Annotated in this window: 18 protein-coding genes; 11 read left to right on the top strand and 7 right to left on the bottom strand. The window is 70.1% G+C overall.

All coding sequences use genetic code 11. The annotated features are described in order from the left end of the window. Positions 1–346 precede the first annotated feature (346 nt). Genes H4281_RS20545 through H4281_RS20570 form a run of 6 tightly spaced genes read left to right on the top strand, consistent with a single transcriptional unit; the run spans position 347 to position 5065 of the window. Positions 347–1138 carry an MBL fold metallo-hydrolase gene (locus H4281_RS20545; protein ID WP_182892550.1) on the top strand — a complete coding sequence of 264 codons (792 nt, stop codon included), beginning with the start codon at positions 347–349 and terminating at the stop codon, positions 1136–1138. After that, positions 1135–1722 carry a DedA family protein gene (locus H4281_RS20550; protein WP_182892551.1) on the top strand — a complete coding sequence of 196 codons (588 nt, stop codon included), beginning with the start codon at positions 1135–1137 and terminating at the stop codon, positions 1720–1722. Before H4281_RS20545 ends, H4281_RS20550 begins: the two co-directional genes overlap by 4 nt. Continuing rightward, the gene (locus H4281_RS20555) at positions 1719–3836 is read left to right on the top strand and encodes a phage holin family protein (protein ID WP_182892552.1); all 2118 of its coding nucleotides are present in this window, start codon (positions 1719–1721) and stop codon (positions 3834–3836) included. The genes H4281_RS20550 and H4281_RS20555 overlap by 4 nt, the downstream gene beginning before the upstream one ends. Then, positions 3833–4072, top strand: a complete 240-nt coding sequence (locus H4281_RS20560; RefSeq protein WP_182892553.1) for a glutaredoxin family protein — start codon at positions 3833–3835, stop codon at positions 4070–4072. The genes H4281_RS20555 and H4281_RS20560 overlap by 4 nt, the downstream gene beginning before the upstream one ends. Next, on the top strand, positions 4069–4299 hold the full coding sequence (locus tag H4281_RS20565; protein WP_182892554.1) for a putative acetyltransferase: 231 nt from the start codon (positions 4069–4071) through the stop codon (positions 4297–4299). Before H4281_RS20560 ends, H4281_RS20565 begins: the two co-directional genes overlap by 4 nt. Before the next feature lie 10 nt (positions 4300–4309). Further along, the gene (locus tag H4281_RS20570) at positions 4310–5065 is read left to right on the top strand and encodes a methyltransferase domain-containing protein (RefSeq protein ID WP_182892555.1); all 756 of its coding nucleotides are present in this window, start codon (positions 4310–4312) and stop codon (positions 5063–5065) included. Between the two features lie 32 nt (positions 5066–5097). On the opposite strand, the gene H4281_RS20575 is transcribed toward H4281_RS20570, so the two are convergent. From H4281_RS20575 to H4281_RS20590, 4 genes are all read right to left on the bottom strand, one after another. Then, complete coding sequence (locus tag H4281_RS20575; RefSeq protein ID WP_182892556.1) at positions 5098–5880, bottom strand: TetR/AcrR family transcriptional regulator; 783 nt, start codon at positions 5878–5880, stop codon at positions 5098–5100. A 49-nt stretch (positions 5881–5929) separates the two neighbouring features. Beyond that, on the bottom strand, positions 5930–6124 hold the full coding sequence (locus H4281_RS20580; protein ID WP_182892557.1) for a ferredoxin: 195 nt from the start codon (positions 6122–6124) through the stop codon (positions 5930–5932). Between the two features lie 13 nt (positions 6125–6137). Continuing rightward, positions 6138–7346 carry a cytochrome P450 gene (locus H4281_RS20585; protein ID WP_182892558.1) on the bottom strand — a complete coding sequence of 403 codons (1209 nt, stop codon included), beginning with the start codon at positions 7344–7346 and terminating at the stop codon, positions 6138–6140. A gap of 150 nt (positions 7347–7496) precedes the next feature. Continuing rightward, the gene (locus H4281_RS20590; protein WP_182892559.1) at positions 7497–8114 is read right to left on the bottom strand and encodes a TetR/AcrR family transcriptional regulator; all 618 of its coding nucleotides are present in this window, start codon (positions 8112–8114) and stop codon (positions 7497–7499) included. Between the two features lie 125 nt (positions 8115–8239). Between H4281_RS20590 and H4281_RS46255 the strand changes: the two genes are divergently transcribed. The 3 genes from H4281_RS46255 to H4281_RS20605 all read left to right on the top strand — a co-directional run bounded on the left by H4281_RS46255 (position 8240) and on the right by H4281_RS20605 (position 10425). Then, positions 8240–8851 carry a YbaB/EbfC family nucleoid-associated protein gene (locus tag H4281_RS46255; RefSeq protein WP_182892560.1) on the top strand — a complete coding sequence of 204 codons (612 nt, stop codon included), beginning with the start codon at positions 8240–8242 and terminating at the stop codon, positions 8849–8851. Positions 8852–8998: 147 nt separating this feature from the next. Continuing rightward, entirely contained in the window at positions 8999–9559 is a 561-nt protein-coding gene (locus H4281_RS20600) for a snapalysin family zinc-dependent metalloprotease (protein ID WP_037818340.1), read from the top strand. Positions 9560–9741: 182 nt separating this feature from the next. Then, on the top strand, positions 9742–10425 hold the full coding sequence (locus H4281_RS20605) for an alpha/beta fold hydrolase (RefSeq protein WP_182892561.1): 684 nt from the start codon (positions 9742–9744) through the stop codon (positions 10423–10425). A 3-nt stretch (positions 10426–10428) separates the two neighbouring features. Here the strand turns inward: H4281_RS20605 and H4281_RS20610 are convergent, their stop codons facing one another. Further along, positions 10429–10683: a ParB N-terminal domain-containing protein gene (locus H4281_RS20610; protein WP_182892562.1), complete on the bottom strand. Its 255-nt coding sequence runs from the start codon at positions 10681–10683 to the stop codon at positions 10429–10431. Between the two features lie 236 nt (positions 10684–10919). Between H4281_RS20610 and H4281_RS20615 the strand changes: the two genes are divergently transcribed. After that, positions 10920–11516 carry a LysE family transporter gene (locus H4281_RS20615; RefSeq protein WP_182892563.1) on the top strand — a complete coding sequence of 199 codons (597 nt, stop codon included), beginning with the start codon at positions 10920–10922 and terminating at the stop codon, positions 11514–11516. On the opposite strand, the gene H4281_RS20620 is transcribed toward H4281_RS20615, so the two are convergent. Continuing rightward, complete coding sequence (locus tag H4281_RS20620) at positions 11517–13316, bottom strand: pyruvate kinase (protein ID WP_182892564.1); 1800 nt, start codon at positions 13314–13316, stop codon at positions 11517–11519. Between the two features lie 185 nt (positions 13317–13501). On the opposite strand from H4281_RS20620, the gene H4281_RS20625 reads away from it, so the two are divergent. Continuing rightward, positions 13502–13714, top strand: a complete 213-nt coding sequence (locus tag H4281_RS20625; RefSeq protein ID WP_182892565.1) for a three-helix bundle dimerization domain-containing protein — start codon at positions 13502–13504, stop codon at positions 13712–13714. A gap of 5 nt (positions 13715–13719) precedes the next feature. On the opposite strand, the gene H4281_RS20630 is transcribed toward H4281_RS20625, so the two are convergent. Then, positions 13720–14724 (bottom strand): LacI family DNA-binding transcriptional regulator, encoded by a 1005-nt coding sequence (locus H4281_RS20630; RefSeq protein ID WP_182892566.1) that lies wholly within the window; start codon positions 14722–14724, stop codon positions 13720–13722. Between the last annotated feature and the right edge of the window lie 31 nt (positions 14725–14755).

Consider the following 14755-nt stretch of genomic DNA (forward strand, 5'->3'; position numbering starts at 1 on the left):
GGTGCGTCCCACGCACCCAATGCCACATTGGGGCGCTAACCGCACCCCGCCCCCCTCACGCACCCACACACCCAAGCCGCGCAACAAACCGCAGCCACTGCACCCACCCATCGAGACACCCAGCCCTCCCCCAACCCCGATACAAAGCCGCCCTGCGGTTCGGGGGTGCTTGTCAAGGCATCTTTCCCGCCTTGACAAGCACCCCCGAACCGTCAGCACAATCAACCTTCGGGGTGCCCCACGCCACCAAGGGCCCGATGTCGCCGCCAGGCGACGAGCAGCCCCAAAGGGTGCCCCCCACCACTCCACCGAGCATCCCACCGCACATCCAGCAATACTCGAACCCGTGACCAGCCCGAACCTTCACTTCCTGGGCCACGCGACCACCCGCGTGGAACTAGCCGGCCAGGTCGCCATCACCGACCCAGTCCTCACCCGCTGGGTCGGCCCCCTGACCCGAGTAGCACCGAAGCCGGACATCTCCGCCTGGACCGCCGTGGACATCGTCCTCATCTCCCACCTCCACGGCGACCACCTCCACCTCCCCTCCCTGAACCTCCTCGGCAAAGCCACGAGGATCGTCGTCCCGCGAGGCGCGGGCTCCTGGCTGACCAAACGAGGCTTCACCGAGGTGGAGGAACTCTCCCCAGGCCAAACCATCACCTCCGGCGACCTCCGCATCACCGCCACCGAAGCAGTCCATTCCGGCCATCGCTGGGGCCCGCGCCTCACCCACGGTCCCCAGAGCCCCGCCCTAGGCCACCTCCTGGAGGGAAACAACCACCGGCTCTACTCGGCAGGCGACACCGACCTCTTCCCCGGCATGGCCGACCTGGGCCCGGTAGACGTAGCCCTCCTCCCCGTCTGGGGCTGGGGCCCGAACCTCGGCCCAGGCCACCTCACCCCGGAGCGAGCCGCCGAGGCCGCCGCCCTGCTCCAGGCCCGCACGGCGGTCCCGGTCCACTGGGGCACCCTCGCCGTTCCCGGCATCCATCGCACCGCCAAGATGCGCCAGCTCCTCGTGGAACCCCCGCGCACCTTCGCGCACCACGTCCGTTGCAAAGGCCTGGACACCGAGGTGCTGCACACCCGCCCTGGTTCCGACGTCCTGCTCCCCACTCGCGAGGAGCGCGGGTGAATTGGACTGACCCGTCAGCGATCGGCTACCCGGCGCTGTTCGGCGGAGTACTGCTCGGCTCCGTCATCCCGATCGTCCCGACCGGCGCGGTCGTCGGGGCAGCCGCCGCGGTCGCGATGACCACCGACCACCTCTCGCTCCCGCTGGTGATCCTGCTGGCGGTAGCGGGCGCGTACCTGGGCGACGTGATCACCTTCGCCGTCCCGCGCTTCGGCAGTGAACCTCTCCTGCGTTTCGTGGAACGCCGCCAGCAGGCCGAACGCCTCGCGAAAGGCCGCGAGCAGTTCGCGAGACGCGGCTGGCAGCTCGTGGTGATCGGCCGTCTGGTGCCCGCCGGGCGCATCCCGGTGCTGCTCGCCGCGGGCACGCTCGGCTATCCCTGGCGCAAGTTCCTGCCGTCCGGCCTGCTGGCGTGTGTGCTGTGGGCGGTGGCGTACTCGTTGCTGGGCATCCTCAGCGGCGGGATCTTCGACTCGCCGTTGATCGCGACGCTGCTCGCCACTGTCCTGGTGCTGCTGGTGACCGTGGTGACGACGTTGATCTCCAAGAAACGGGCGGCCCACCAGGCGGGAGGACACCGATGAGCACACCTGCTCCGGCGAAGGGCCGGTTGTTGCGCGGCGGCCGGGTCGTCGCGCGGGTCCTGCTGGTCTGGGTGGCGGTCACCGGCGCGTTGCGGCTGCTCGACGCGTGGCTCGACGGCTTCACGATGCAGTCGTGGTGGCAGCCGACGGTGTGCGCGCTGATCCTCGGCCTGCTCGTCTCGGTGGTGTGGCCGCTCGTGGTGCGGGTGGCGTGGCCGATCGCGTACTTCACCCTCGGCGTCGGCACGTACATCCTGCTCAGCGCCGCGGCGTTGGCGATTCTCCAGGCCGTACCCGGCGTTGAGCTGCACGGCTTTTCGACGGCGGTCGTCATCACCGTCGCGATGTCCGCGGTAGGCGCGGTGATCTCCAGCGTGCTGGCCGTCGACGAGGACGAGATCTTCTTCCGGCGCGCCGCTCGCCGTCGCCGGAAAGCGAAGCACCGCACCGATTTCGCCGATCAACCGCCCGGTGTGGTCTTCCTGCAGATCGACGGGCTCGGTTACGACACCGTCCGCCGCGCCGTGCGGGACGGGGACATGCCGACCTTCGCCAAGTGGCTGTCCGAGGGCACGCATTCGCTCACCCGCTGGCACACCGACTGGAGTTCGCAGACCGGGGCGAGCGTCTGCGGGATCCTGCACGGCTCGAACCACGACATCCTCGGTTTCCGCTGGTACGAAAAGGATCGCGACCACGTCATGGCGTGCGCGCATCCGTCCGACGCGGCCGAGATCGAACGGCGGCACAGCGACGGCCGCGGCCTGCTGTCGATCGGCGGCGCGAGCCACGGCAACCTGTTCTCCGGCGACGCCGCGCACGTCAGCCTGACCATGAGTTCGGTGCCGGTGCTCACGCCGCGCAAGCGCCGGGGCCGGGTCGGCGCTGGGTATCGCGCCTACTTCGCCAACCCGGTCAACGTGTTGCGCACGTTCGGTGTCGCGCTCGCCGACGTCGTCCGCGAACTGTCCGCGGCGGCCAAACAGCGGCGCGCCGGTGTGCTGCCGCGGATCCCGCGCGGCGGCGTCTACCCGCTCGCCCGGCCGGGCACGACGGTGATCGCGCGCGACGTCGTGGTGTCCGCGATCATCGGCGACATGCTCGCCGGACGACCGGTGGTGTACGCCGATTTCCTCGGCTACGACGAGGTCGCGCACCACTCCGGCATCGAACGGTTCGACACGCTGGAGGTGCTGCGGTCGATCGACCAGCAGTTCGCCCGGCTGCTGCGGGCCGGTCGGCTCTCGCCGCGGAAGTACCACATCGTCGGGCTGTCCGACCACGGGCAAACCCAGGGTCAGGCGTTCGTCGACCGGTTCGGCGAGACCGTCGAGGCGCTCGTCGGCCGGCTCTGCGGCGGCGAACCCGTTGCCGAGCAAGGAAAGCGTCGGCAGGCGGAAAGCTGGCAGGTCAACGCGGCACTCGCCGAGGCGACCGCGACCGGCGGCCTGATCGCGCGACGGTTGCGGGCCAGGGTCGAAGGCGCGGAAGGAGCCGAGAACCGGCCGCGCACCGCGACTGGCTCTCCGGGGCAGGTCACGCGGGTGGCTCCCGGGGTGGTCGCCGTCGTGTCCGGGCATCTGGCGATGGTGTCGTTCACCGAACACGAGGGCCGGGTCGAGCTGGAGACGATCGAACGCGAGTACCCGGACCTGCTGCCGACGCTGGTCGACCACGACGGCGTCGGGTTCCTGCTGGTCCGCAGCCGCGAGTTCGGCCCGGTAGTGCTGGGCCGCGACGGATTGAAGCGGCTGGCCACCGGGGTCGTGATCGGCGAAGACCCGCTGGCCGGCTACGGTCCGTACGCCGCCGAGCTCGTCCAGCGCGTCGACAGTTTCCCGCATTGCGCGGACATCATGATCAACAGCCGGTACGACGCGGATTCCGACCAGTCCTCGCCGTTCGAACGGCACGTCGGCTCGCACGGCGGGCTCGGCGGACCGCAGCAGCGCGGCTTCCTGCTGCATCCGCGAGAGTTCCCGGCACCCGGCGAGCCCGTCGGCGCGGAATCCGTGCACCGCGTGTTCCGCGACTGGCTCACCTTCCTCGGCCATCCGGAACCCGGTGCCGCCGAAGGCAAACCCGCTGTCGTCCCCTCGGAGGTAGTGTCATGAGCAACCCGATCGTCTACGGCGCGAGCTGGTGCCCGGACGTCAAACGCAGCCGCGCGCTGCTCGACGCGAAGGGCGTCGAGTACGACTACGTGGACGTCGAGGCCGACCCGGCCGCCGAAGCTCGCGTACGCGAGCTGCAGGACGGCGCTCGCCGGATCCCGACCATCGTCTTCGCGGACGGCAGCCACCTCGTGGAACCGAGCGACGACGAGCTGAACGCGCACCTCGCGAAGTGACTCCGCTGACGGAACTCCCACTGGGCACGCGGGTGGTCGTGCGATACCGGATCGAGGGCGGGTTCACCGACGCCCTCGGTCCCTTGCGTGCCCGCGACGCCGACACGTGCACCGTCGAGACCAAACGCGGTCTGGTCGTCGTCCCGTTGGCCGCGGTGGTCGCCGCCAAACCCGTGCCGCCGGCGCCGCAGCGGAAATCGAGTGGCCCGCCCGCGCCGAATTTGTGACGATCACCGGATGCGCACCTTCGACGAACTGGTGGACGAGGCAGCGTCGGTGTCGGTGGACGGCTGGGATTTCTCCTGGCTGGACGGCCGGGCCAGCGAGCAGCGGCCGTCCTGGGGATATCAGCGGCTGCTCGGCGAACGGCTGCGGGACGTCCAGTCCGTTGTGGACATCCAAACCGGCGGCGGCGAAGTGCTGGCGGGCGTGCCGGTACTGCCGCCGTTGACGGTCGCCACCGAATCGTGGCCGCCGAACCTCGAGAAGGCCGCCGCGTTGCTGGAACCGCGGGGCGCGACCGTCGTCGCGGACACGGACGAGCCGCCGCTTCCGTTTCAGGACAACACGTTCGAGATGGTCGTCAGCAGGCATCCGGTCACGGTGTGGTGGGACGAGATCGTCCGCGTCCTCAAGCCCGGCGGCAGCTATCTGTCGCAGCAGGTCGGGCCGTGGAGTGTGTTCGAGCTGGTCGAGTACTTCCTCGGGCCGCAGACGCCGGAAGTGCGCGACAGCCGGCATCCGGACCGGGCGAAGGCCGAAGCGGAGCAGGCTGGGCTTGAAGTGGTGGACCTGCGCTTCGAGGAACTGCGCACCGAGTTCCACGACATCGGAGCGGTGATCTACTTCCTGCGCAAGGTGATCTGGATGGTGCCAGGGTTCACTGTGAAGGAGTATCTGCCGCGGTTGCGCGAACTGCACGAGGAACTGCGGGAGGGGCCGTTCGTGGCGACGACTACTCGATACCTGATCGAGGCGCGCAAGTCCTCGTGAGCGGCAATGCCGGTTCTAACCGGCATAAACACTCACGACCCCCTGCAGACCGCCGCCTCGATGCCGTCCGCCAGCACCGCCACCCCGGCATCGAAGCTCAGCCGCGCCTCATGCTCCAAATAGGACACTCCGGCAGGCGGTGGCGCGCTCTCTTCGCCCAGCCGTGCGACATTCGGGTACCGCTCCGCCAGATCCGGAGCCAGCTCGCCGAGCGCGGACGTCCGCGCGCGCCACCAGTCCTCATCGGACAGTCCGGTTTCCTTGAGCGCCAACCGCGATTCGGCGGCGATCTGCACCGCGCCGCGCACGACGTTGAGCAGCGCGCCCACCAGCCGCCGCACCTGACCGGCGGGCAGACCGGTCGCGAAGAGCACCCGCAGCACCGTTTCCTGCATCCGGAACTCCCCCGGCCCCAGCACCGGACGCGCGTAGGACACCTGCAGCAGCCACGGGTGGCGCAGATGGAATTCCCACAGGTCGCCGGCCAGTTCGAGCAACGCGGGACGCCAGCCGCCGGACAGGTCGTGGTCGTCGCGCAGATCTCCGAACGCCTGGTCGCACATCAAGTCGATCAGCTCGGTCTTGCTCGGCACGTACGTGTACAGCGCCATCGCCGTGCGCCCGAGCCGCTCGCCGACCGCGCGCATCGACAGTGCGGACATGCCCTCGGCGTCCGCGAGCTCGATCGCGGCGGCCACGATGAGATCCACGCTGAGCGCGGGTTTCGGCCCCGGCGCGCTGCGCGGTTCGCTGCCCGTGCGCCACAGCAGCTCCAGCGAACGGCGGGCGTCGCCCTGCCCCGCGAACACGACCACCGGCGACCCCTTTCCCCTTACAGGATAAAGGACCGCCGGGGCCGCTGGCTCAGCCGTCCACCTCGATCGCGAGCGCCGGGCAGAGCTGCGCCGCCTCCTTCGCCCGCGCGTGCAGTTCCTCCGGCGGGTTTTCCCGCAGCAGCACCACGATCCCGTCCTCGTCGCGCTGGTCGAACACCTCGGGCGCGACGAGTACGCACTGTCCGGCCCCGACGCAGCGGGACTGGTCGACGACCACCTTCATTTCGCGACTCCTTTCACCAGGTCACGGGAAGTTCGTGCACCCCGTAGACGACCATGTCGTGCTTGAACTTCAGCTCGTCCAGCGGTGCGGCCAGCCGCAGCGTCGGAATCCGCCGGTAGAGCGTCCGGTAGACCACCTGCAGTTCGACCCGCGCGAGCGGCTGGCCGAGGCATTGGTGCACGCCGTAGCCGAACGCGACGTGGTGGCGTGCCTTGCGGGTGACGTCGAGCTTGTCCGGCTCGGGGAACTGCGTCTCATCGCGGTTGGCGACGTCCGTGGCTGCGATCAGCCCCTCGCCCTCGCGCACGGTCTGCCCGCCGATCTCCAGGTCTTCGAGCGCGACGCGGCGGCGTCCGGAGTGGACGATCGTCAGGTAGCGCAGCAGCTCTTCGACCGCGTTGGCCAGCAAGGCGTCGTCGCCGTCGCGGACCGCGGCGAGCTGGTCCGGGTTCTCCAGCAGCGCGACAGTGCCGAGCGCGATCATGTTCGCCGTGGTCTCGTGCCCGGCGACAAGCAGCAGCTGGCCCATCGAAGCCGCTTCCTCGACGGTCATCGCGCCGGTGGCGACCTGACCGGTCGCGAGGCGGCTGAACACATCGTCGGCCGGGTCGTCGATTTTCTTCTCCACCAGCCGCGCGAGGTAGTCGAGCAGTTCCTCGGTCGCGGCGAGCGCCTGTTCGGCGGTCGCTTCCCGCGAGACCAGGATCTTGCTGCAGCGGTGGAAGAACTCGCGATCGCCGTACGGCACGCCGAGCAGCTCGCAGATCACCAGCGAAGGCACCGGCAGCGCGAACGCCTGCACGAGGTCGGCGGGTTTCGGGCCGGCCAGCATCTCGTCGAGCAGTTCGTCGACGATCTGCTGGATCCGCGGCCGCATCCGCTGGACCTTCTTCACCATGAAATCGCCGGTGAGCAGCCGGCGCTGGGCGGCGTGCTCCGGGTCGTCCATGCCGATGAACGACCGGAACCGGCTGCGCCGCGCCTTGACCCCGGGCGTCTGCGACGGATAGCCGGCGCGGGTGGGATCGGCGCTCACCCGCGGGTCGGTGAGCATCGCGCGGACGTCTTCGTAGCGGGTGATCAGCCACGGTTCGCTGCCGTCCCAGATCCGTACGCGCGACACCGGGTCGTCGCGCAGCTTGCGGTCGAGGTCGGGCGGCGGGTCGAACGGGCAGCGCCCGCGCGACATCGGGAACTGCTCTACGGGCCGGGCGTCGGCCATCACAGCCTCCTGGAGAAGTCACCAAACGAGTGTTCGGATACTTACCGAACACATGTTAGGCGATTTGGTGAACGATTGCCCAGACCCGGGTCCAAAGATCACCGGGATGGCCGTGGACGAGGATGGCAAACGGGAGAAAACGCCCGTGGCTCAAGCGAAAATGAGCGACAGCAGCTCGTCGGCGAAGTTCACCACGGCGTCCTCGCCCGGCTGCCTTCCAGACGAATGGAACAGCGCGACGCGGCCGTGCGCGCCGACGAACGCGATCACCCCGGCCCGTTCGGCGGGCACCCGGAGCTCCGCCCCGGACTCGGCGCAGCGGGCGAACGCGGCGGAGATCCGGTCGACGAAATCGATCGTCGGACCCTCCGGCCGGACGTCCGGCGACGTGCGGCTCGACCCGTTCGCGGTCATCAGCCGGTAATGGCCGGGGTTGTCCATCGCGAACCGGCAGTACGCGTGCAGCAGCGCACGCAGCCTGCCCACCGCGTCGTCGGCGGGAACCCGGGATTCGGCGGCTTCCATCGCGAGCCGCAACCGGCCGAACTCGTGCTCGGCGAGCCCGGTGACGAGCGCGGCCCGGTCGCTGAAGTGCTGGTAGATGCTGGCCGGGGCGATGCCGACGGCACGCGCGACCCCGCGGATGGTGAGCGCGTCCTCGCCGTCGAGTTCCGACAGGAGCCTGCTGGCCGCGGCGAGGATTTCCCCGCGCAGCCGCTCGCCCTCGCCCCAGCGGTTGCGCGTGCGGGCCTGGACTTCTTCGGACACTTGCCCATTGTTACCGCTCGCGTTGCCCCGCACCGCTCCGGCCCGCCGCGGATGTCGATCGTTTCGTAGCCCGTCAGCCATCCGAGGTTCACCAGCTGGGCGAGGGCGGTCGATAGCGTTCGCCGGTGGACGATCAGGGGTGGCTGGACGACTTCCAGCGGCGGATTGACGAAATGCAGGCGAAAAGCGCTGCCCTGCAAGAGACATTGAGCACCGCGGAGGGCCGCGCCAAATCGGGCGACGGGTTGGTGTCGGTTTCGGTCGCCCCGAACGGCGCGCTCAAGAACCTCGAGATCGACGACCGCGCCCTGCGGCACGGCGGCGCCCGGCTGACCGCGTCGATCATGGACGCCTACGGGAAGGCGCAGCGCCAGGTGTCGCGCGACGTCATCGACGCGTTCGAGCCGATCGCGGGCGACAGCGAGATGATGAACGTGGTCAAGTCGTATCTGCCGGAGCCCGAGGAAGAGCCGGAACCCGCCCCGGAGCCGCCGCGGTCCGAACCCCCCGCCCGCTACGCGGGACCTCCGCCGGGCAGCACCACGCCGCCGGGAAGCGCGGCCTACGGACGCCCGATGCCCCCGCCGGGCGGCGCGACGCACAGCCGTCCGCCGATGCCGCCTCCCGGCACCACCCCGCCGCCCCCTGCGCCGGCTCCCGAACCGCCGCGGCCGACGTCCGGTCCGCACCGCAGGCGCGCCGCGGGCGAGGACGACGACGAAATGCAGCCGTGGTGACCGGGTTGTCAACCCGTCGTTAGTGCTGGGAAATCACCATTTGCCGGACCGTACGAATGGGGGGTCACATAACGGGAGCTTCTGCCTACTTTGGGTTGAGCGCGCGCAAACCCGGCAAACTCCCCCCATCCCCCCAGGAGCTTTCTTATGTCCAGGAAGTTCGTGCTGTCCGGCGCGGTCGCGCTCGCGCTGGCCGCCGCCCCGCTCTCGGGCGCCGTAGCGGTCGCCGCTCCGGCTCCGTCCGCCGTCGCGTCCGCCACGGTCTATTACTCGACGTCCGGCGCACCGTCGTTCCGGGCCGCGATCAACGCGGGCGCGGCGAACTGGAACCGCGCGGTGACCAACGTGAAGCTGGTCGAGCGTTCGTCCGGAGCCACGCTGCGGTACGTCGAGGGCAACGACCCGCGCGGCTCGTACGCGCAGACCGACGGGCACGGCCACGGCACCATCTTCATCGACTACACCCAGGCCCGCCAGTACGACAACACGCGGATCACCGCGCACGAGACCGGCCACGCGCTCGGCTTGCCGGACCACTACTCGGGCCCGTGCTCCGAACTGATGTCGGGCGGCGGCCCCGGCCCGTCCTGCCACAACGCCAACCCGAACTCGCAGGAAGCGTCCCGGGTGCAGCGGCTGTGGGCCAACGGGCTCAGCGCGGTCTCCGGACCGCAGCAGCGGATTTACGACCACTCGCCGGTCGGCTGACGCACAGCTGAGCGGGCGGCGGCCGGGTGCGTCCCGGCCGCCGCTTCGCCGGTCAAGGCTTCGTTGTCAGATAGCGCCGTTCGGGCCCTGGTCGCGGTCGGAATCCTCCTCTTTTCGCGGGGACGGGGAATCCCCGGGCACCGCCGGTGGTTGGCTTGCCTTCAGACGAAGGGGAGGCATTCATGGCGGAGATCGTTCTGGTTCACGGCGCTTGGGGCGACGGGTCGGTGTGGCTGGGGGTGATCCCAGCGCTGCATCGGCAAGGACATCGGGTCCGTGCGGCGAACCTGCCGATGACCTCGCTCGCGGACGACATCGCCGAGGTTCGCCGGGAGATCGCGGCTTTCGACGGCCCGGTCGTGCTGGCTGGCCATTCCTATGGCGGCGCGGTGATTTCCGGTGCGGCGAAGGACAATCCGCAGGTCAGCGCGCTGGCTTACTTCGCGGCGTATGTCCCGGACGAAGGCGAGAACGTGCCTTCGCTGAACGGCAAGTTCCCCGCCTCGCCCGGCAACGACGCGATGGTGTTCCGCGAGGACGGCTGGTCGTCGATCGACCCGGACCGCTTCCACTACGCCTTCGCCGCCGATGTGGCTCCCGAACGGGCCGCCGCGCTGGCCTCGGTGCAACGCCGCGCTCGCGCCGAATGCTTCGCCGTACCCGCGGGTCCTGGAGCCTGGCGCGACCTGCCGACTGCTTACGCAGTGTCCACAGAGGACCGAATTCTCCACCCGGACCTGCAGCGCTGGCTCGCGGAGCGGGCTGGGGCGGACTGCGTCGAACTGACGGCCAGCCACTATCCGCTGCTGTCCCAGCCGGAGGCGGTGGCCGCGGTGATCGACAAGGTGGCGGCGCGCGGCAAGTAGCGGCTACTTCCCCGCTGCGGCCGCGAGCACCGCGAAATCGGCTGCCCGCCCCGGTCGCGCGTGCGCGGGACGCGGAGTGTTCGGCTCCCTGACCACGGTGACCGGCACCGTGGTCAGGCCGAGCCGCAGTGCGACGGCGATCCGGTGATTGCCCTCGATCGTGCCGAACTCCTCGCAGAACCCGAGCCGCAACGGCGTCCGGATTCCGTGCCGCGCGATGTCCTCGGCGAGGGCGTCGAGGTGGCGCGGAGTGTCCACCAGCGCGGATCCCGCCGTTTCCCGGTCCGCCGCCCGGTACCGGACCACAAACGAGACAGGCAGTTCAACCGGCGTCCGCCCATCCTGGCACGGCGGAAATCCAGTTGCCCAGTCCTGGCCGGACAGCCGAGTATTCCGGCCATGACCACCGAACCCGCCCGCCACCGCCCGTCCGACTGTCTCGCCGCGCGCGGCAAGCAGCAGACGGCGCAGAAAGGGACCGCCCAGGCCGTGCGATGAGCGCCGCGCTGGTCGCGGGGCTCGTCGCCGGGTACGGGATCGCCATGCCGGTCGGTGCGATCGGCGTCTACCTGGTCGAACTCACCGCCCGCACGTCGTGGCGGGTCGGGGCGGCCGCGGCGATGGGGGTGGCCACCGCGGACGGTGTCTACGCCGTTCTCGCCACCACCGGCGGCGCCGCGCTGGCCCCGTTGCTCGCCCCGATCACCACGCCGCTCCGGCTGACCTCGGCCGCCGCGCTGTTCCTGCTCGCCGCGTGGACCGCGATCCGGGCGATCCGGCGTTATCGAGCCCCGGAAACGCCTTTGCCGGCAACGCAACCGCACCCGCTGCGGGCATACGCGACCCTGCTCGGCCTGACCCTGCTCAACCCGTCCACCATCATCTACTTCACCGCGCTCGTCCTCGGCGACCGACCGGCCAACGGCACCGTCTTCACGGCCGCCGCGTTCGCCGCTTCGGCCAGTTGGCAACTGCTGCTTGCCGTCGGCGGAGCGTTGCTCGGACGCGGCCTCACCGGTCCGCGCGGACGGCTCGGCACCGCTCTGCTGTCCAGCGTGGTGATCCTCGTGCTGGCGGTGCGGCTGCTCTGATCAATCAGACGGCCGCCACGACCGCAAAGGCCGGAGCAGCGCGGTCTTCTTGTAGTGGTGGTCGGCCATCCGCCGGAGGATGTCGTCGAGGGTGAGCACCGCGGCCACGATGTGCGGTCCTTTGTTGAGCATCACGCATTCGGCGCGGACGCCCATGGCCGCGTCGGTGATTTCGGCGCGGGAAGGGCGGCCGGTGCGGGCCAGCTGATCGAGGACCTGGGTGGCCCAGATGACCGGCAGGTGCGCGGCTTCGCACAGCCAGAGGATTTCCTCCTGCAACTCGGCGAGCCGTTCGTAACCGCATTCGACCGCGAGGTCGCCGCGGGCGATCATCACGCCGGTGCGCGGGCGGCGCATCGCGGTCAGCAAAAGCTCGGGCAGGTTCTCGAAGGCCTGCCTGGTCTCGATTTTGAGGACCACCCCCAGTTCGTCCTGCCCGCCGAGTTCGGCGAGCAGGTCCTCGACATCGCCCGCGGTCCGGACGAACGACAACTGCACCAGGTCGGCATGCGTGCGCACGAACGGCAGACAGGCTCGATCGGCCTCGGTCAGCGCGGGCACCGGCAACGCGGTCTCCGGCAAGTTGATGCCCTTGCCCGCGCGCAACCGGGAACCGCCGTCGCGCGCGCTGGTGATCCGGACGGTGAGGGCGTCTTCACCGGTCTTGACGACAGTGCCGCCGATCCGGCCGTCGTCGAACAGGACTGGGTCGCCTGGCACTGCCGCGGCGAAGACAGCGGGAAGGGTGCAACCGATTCGGGGCGGCCGCTGGATTTCCACCGGGGTGCAGTCGCGAGTCAGGGTGAGCAGGTCGCCCTCGTACAAGGTGAGGAACTGCTCGACCGGAGGCAGTGCACCGACTTCGGCCTCGGTGCCGTCCTGCGCGCGCAGCACGGTTCCGGTGGCGAGATAGGCGGTGCGGCGAGCAGAGGCCAGCACACCGGCCGGGCTCGCGGACGCCACCACGAGGCGACGGCGGGAGCCCCGGGTGTCTCGGAAGCTCAGGTTCTGGCCGGGGCGCAGCGCGCCGAGTCCCGTGGCGTGGACTGGAATCAGCTTGGCATCCGGCCGCGGCGGCGGGGTCGCGGTGCTGGTGAGCCAGCACCAGGCCCGCGCGGTCGGACGGCCCAGTTCGTCGCGGCGCGGCCGGAGTTTGACGACACGCGGACCGTCGGCCAGCGGACCGGTGCGCAGTTTCGGGCCGCCGAGATCCATGGCGATCAGGCAGCGCCGCCCGGCGTCCTCGGCAGCGGCGCGGACGTGGGCTGCCATGGCCGCCCATTCCGAAGGTCCGTCGTGGGCGCAGTTGATCCGGGCGAGGTCCATGCCCGCGCGGACGAGTGCGCGGGTCAGCGTGGGGTCGTGTGCGGCTTCGGTGGGCAAGGTGACCATGATGCGCGTGCGTCGCCGCGCGGGTTCGGGACCGAGCAAGGCCGTGCAGTTGCTGTTGAGACTGCGCGGGCCGGTGGCGAAATCTTGGCGAGACAGACGTTCGCGAGTATCGGTGCCGGCCAGGGCAGCGGCGGCCGAAGCGATGGCTTCCAGGCTGGCGCGTACGTGCGGTTCGCTGCGCCCCAGGGAGGACAGGCCCTGCTCGGCCAGGCGAGCTTGGAGGTCACGCAGGTCCAACTGGCGCACGGCCCAGTAGTGGGCGAGGTTGCGTGCGCCGTCGGCATGGGCGGGGGCGACTTCGCTGACTCGTTCCGCCCAGTAGGACTCGGCGTCGGCGAGCACGGCGAACAGGTGCTGGATTTCTTCGGTGACCGTGGAGGGTCCGTTGCCGGGTGGTGCCTTCGTCACGCGCTCAGAATCCCGGATCCGTTCGCGCCGGAACCAGGGCGCCGGAGGGCCGATCGAGAAGCCTTTCGCCCTTGGCGGCTGACGACGAAAGTCTCTGCCGCCGGGGCACAAGCCCACGTTCCCCGAGGTAGACAGTGTCTACGATTGAGGGTGAGGCCACTGCCCGCACCGAAGGAGCCCGGATCATGCCCGCCCGCAGTTCTCCCCGTGAACGCCTCGAAATCCGGCTGGTCGTTCAGCGGCTGACCGCGAAGTTCTCCGCCGTCCATCCGGCCGGGCACATCGCCGACGTGGTCGGCGACAGCTATCGCACCTTCGACGACGCCCGTGTCCGCGACTTCGTCCCGCTGCTCACCGAACGGCGGGCGTACCGCGAACTCGTGAAAGCCGAAGGCTGAGCCGGCTAAGAAACGACCGTGCTTTCCCTTACCTCCAAGGAAAACGGCGGCTGCACCGAACGCGGCGCAGCGCTCTCGGTACCGGCGAGGCGGCGGTGGATGAGGTCGATCGCGGCCTCGGCGATAGCCGCTTTGTCCGGCGAGATCGTGGTGAGCGCGGGCAGGCTGAACGCGCTCTCCTCGGTGTTGTCGAAACCGACGATCGCGACGTCGCCGGGCACCCGGAGCCCGTGTTCCGCCGCCGAACGCAACGCGCCGACAGCCAGCAGGTCGTTGAAGCAGAACACCGCGTCCGGCGGTTCTTCCTGTGCCAGCAAGCGTTTCATCGCCGCCGCACCCTCGGCGCGGTGGTACTTCGCCACCGGCTCCACCAAAGAATCCGCTGACGGCAGACCAGCGTCCGCCAACGCGGCCCGATAACCGGCGAGCCGCAGCGACGACGTCCCGCGCTTGGGGTTCGCGCCGATCGCCGCGATCCGGCGACGGCCGAGCGACACCAGATGCGACACCGCGACGTGCGCGGCCCGCACGTTGTCGATCGCCACCCGGTCCAGTGCGACGTCCACCGCGTGTTCGCCCAGCAGCACCAGCGGGATTTTCCCTTCCGCGTCAGGGAAATCGTCCGCTTCGAGCGCTTCGGGATGCACCAGGGCGCCGTCGACCAGATGCGGGCCCAGCGAGTCCACCGTGGCCCGCTCCCGGTCGCGAGTGCCTTGGGTCTGCTCGATCAGCACGCTCCAGCCGCGGCGCTGCGCGGCGGTGATCACCAGGCCGGCCATTTCGCCGAAGTACGGAATGCTCAGCTCCGGCACCATCAACGCCAGGAACCCGGTCCGCCCGCGCCGCAGGTTGCGCGCGCCGACGTTCGGCCGGTACCCGGTCGCGGCCAGTGCCTCTTCGACGCGCCGCCGGTTCTCGGGCTTCACGAACGCGTAGCCGTTCACCACGTTCGACACGGTTTTCACCGAAACGCCCGCCAGCGTCGCGACGTCCTTCAGGGTCACGGCCACGCCGACTCCTCATCTCGTCCGCCCAGAGCCC

This window comes from Amycolatopsis dendrobii (assembly GCF_014145675.1).
In the GTDB taxonomy this organism is placed as follows: domain Bacteria; phylum Actinomycetota; class Actinomycetes; order Mycobacteriales; family Pseudonocardiaceae; genus Amycolatopsis; species Amycolatopsis dendrobii.

Excerpts from the sequence above, each read along its gene's own strand:
- H4281_RS20585 (WP_182892558.1), bottom strand. The coding sequence starts at position 7,346 with ATGGCCGACGCCCGGCCCGTAGAGCAGTTCCCGATGTCGCGCGGGCGC.
- H4281_RS20560 (WP_182892553.1), top strand. The coding sequence starts at position 3,833 with ATGAGCAACCCGATCGTCTACGGCGCGAGCTGGTGCCCGGACGTCAAA.
- H4281_RS20570 (WP_182892555.1), top strand. The coding sequence starts at position 4,310 with ATGCGCACCTTCGACGAACTGGTGGACGAGGCAGCGTCGGTGTCGGTG.
- H4281_RS20615 (WP_182892563.1), top strand. The coding sequence starts at position 10,920 with ATGAGCGCCGCGCTGGTCGCGGGGCTCGTCGCCGGGTACGGGATCGCC.
- H4281_RS20600 (WP_037818340.1), top strand. The coding sequence starts at position 8,999 with ATGTCCAGGAAGTTCGTGCTGTCCGGCGCGGTCGCGCTCGCGCTGGCC.
- H4281_RS20625 (WP_182892565.1), top strand. The coding sequence starts at position 13,502 with ATGCCCGCCCGCAGTTCTCCCCGTGAACGCCTCGAAATCCGGCTGGTC.
- H4281_RS20605 (WP_182892561.1), top strand. The coding sequence starts at position 9,742 with ATGGCGGAGATCGTTCTGGTTCACGGCGCTTGGGGCGACGGGTCGGTG.
- H4281_RS20580 (WP_182892557.1), bottom strand. The coding sequence starts at position 6,124 with ATGAAGGTGGTCGTCGACCAGTCCCGCTGCGTCGGGGCCGGACAGTGC.
- H4281_RS20555 (WP_182892552.1), top strand. The coding sequence starts at position 1,719 with ATGAGCACACCTGCTCCGGCGAAGGGCCGGTTGTTGCGCGGCGGCCGG.